1 protein-coding gene and 1 pseudogene are annotated in these 1992 nt (G+C 24.9%); both read left to right on the forward strand.

The window, feature by feature from the left end; translation table 11 throughout:
• Positions 1-127 precede the first annotated feature (127 nt).
• Positions 128-619, forward strand: coding sequence for a PAS domain-containing protein (locus tag AVBRAN12642_RS09600; protein ID WP_214150640.1), 492 nt, complete (start codon positions 128-130; stop codon positions 617-619).
• Between the two features lie 587 nt (positions 620-1206).
• Positions 1207-1791, forward strand: a pseudogene (locus AVBRAN12642_RS09935) (methyl-accepting chemotaxis protein); the annotation flags it as partial.
• Positions 1792-1992 lie beyond the last annotated feature (201 nt).

Here is a 1992-nt window from a genome sequence, read left to right on the forward strand (position 1 = left end):
GTTTGAGTAATAAAATTTATTTCACGATAATAAATTTACAAAAATATAATATCTCTATTTTACAATAATGAAGATATTATAAAATTATTTTTTGATACAAAAATATCTAAAAAAAGATTGGGGAAAAATGGAAAAGGAACTATTAGATAATGACTTTATAGTTAGTAAAACAGATATTAAAGGTAATATTACTTATGCTAATGAATCTTTTTTAAAAATTATAGGTTCAACAGAAAATGAAGTTTTAAATAAGCCACATAATGTTGTAAGACATAAAGATATGCCTAAGGCTGTTTTTAGATACTTGTGGCAACAATTAAAAGGAAGAAAAGAAGTTTATGCTTTCGTAAAAAACAGAACATTTGATGGTGGATATTACTGGGTATTTGCTAATATTAGCATATCTTATGATTTATCTGGTAATACGATAGGATATTATTCAGTTAGAAGAAAAATGGGTAAAAAAGCTAAAGAAGTTATTATTGCTTTATATGCTAAAATGCTTGAAGTTGAGAAAGCTCAAGGAGTTGATGCTTCTTGGAAAATTATAGAAGATATTTTGAAAAAAGAAAATAAAGGTTATAACGAATTTATGATAGGTATTCAGGGGCTAAAATGAGTATATTTAATAAAAATAATGATGAAGCGTTAAATAAAATTATAGAAGTTTTAGAGCAAACTTCAAATGGATATTTAGAATCAAGAGTTACTGGTATAAAGGGCGAAAAATACACAATATTAGCAAATCATTTAAATAATTTGTTAGACCAAATAGAAGTGTGGCAAAGAGAAGTTGCTAGTTCTATTGAAGTTGCTTTTTCTGGTGCAACTTATAGAAATATTAATAGTGTAGGTTTAAAAGGTAGATTTAAAAGCACTGCTGATAATTTAGTAAGTGCTATTTTAGGAATTGCAAAAAGTATAGAAACTCAACGCTTAAATGAGCTTAGTATAAGAGTTCAACAAAACAATAATGATTCAGGTATAATTGATATTTTAACAAATGGCTTAAGCACAAATCAAACTAATTTAAATAGCATTTTAAATTCTTCAAAACAAATTGCAGATGATTCGCATACTACTCAAACTATGGTAAAAGAATTATCAAAAAGCTCAAATGAATTACAAAATTACATAGGTTTATTTACTGATTTAATCAATGGTCTAAATGAAAAAACAAATGAAATATCAAAAATTATTGAAATGGTAAAAGACATTACAGACCAAACTCAATTACTATCATTAAATGCTGCAATTGAAGCAGCAAGAGCAGGTGAGCATGGTCGTGGATTTGCGGTAGTTGCCGATGAAGTAAGAAAATTAGCAAATAATACAGAAGAAGCTACTAATACTATTAATTTGAATATAAATTCTTTAAAAGAAAGTGTTAAAAAGTGTTTAGAGTATTCAAATCAAGTTTCAGAAATTAGCAATAAAAATCAAGAAAAAACAAATCAGTTTTTTGATACTTTAAGTTCTTATGAAAAATTATCTGAAAATAACTTTAATAATGCTCAAAATAGTGGTAGATTGCAAAATAATTTATTTATACAAATACATTTATTACTTTATAAAGATGATGCGATTAGGTGTTTGCTTAATAAGAATTTAAAACAAAATAAATCATTAGAAGAAAACATTGCAAAATCAATCAAAAAAGAGCAAGAAGGTATATTTAAAGATATCTTAGCTTTATATGAAGAGCTTTATAATTGTGAAGAATTAGACGAGCAAGTAAGACTTGTGAAAAGATTTGATGATTTAATCTTTAATATGTGTAAAAATTGCTAGTTTAGATAAGGAATTTAAAATCAATTTTTAAATTCCTTAAACCTTTAAATATATTCAATTTCGTTTTTAAAATAAATTATACTAAGAGTGATTTTGTATAAATCTAAAATCATTTCATTTCTTTTGACATTCTATAAATGAATGAAAATACTTCGGCAGCAACTTTTTATATATTTAAAAGCCTATTAATAGTCCTTAAAG

This window comes from Campylobacter sp. RM12642, assembly GCF_020137635.1.
Classification (GTDB): Bacteria; Campylobacterota; Campylobacteria; order Campylobacterales; family Campylobacteraceae; genus Campylobacter_E.

What these genes read in the sequence shown, in the direction of transcription:
- AVBRAN12642_RS09600 (WP_214150640.1), top strand. Translation starts at nt 128, where the DNA reads ATGGAAAAGGAACTATTAGATAATGACTTTATAGTTAGTAAAACAGAT.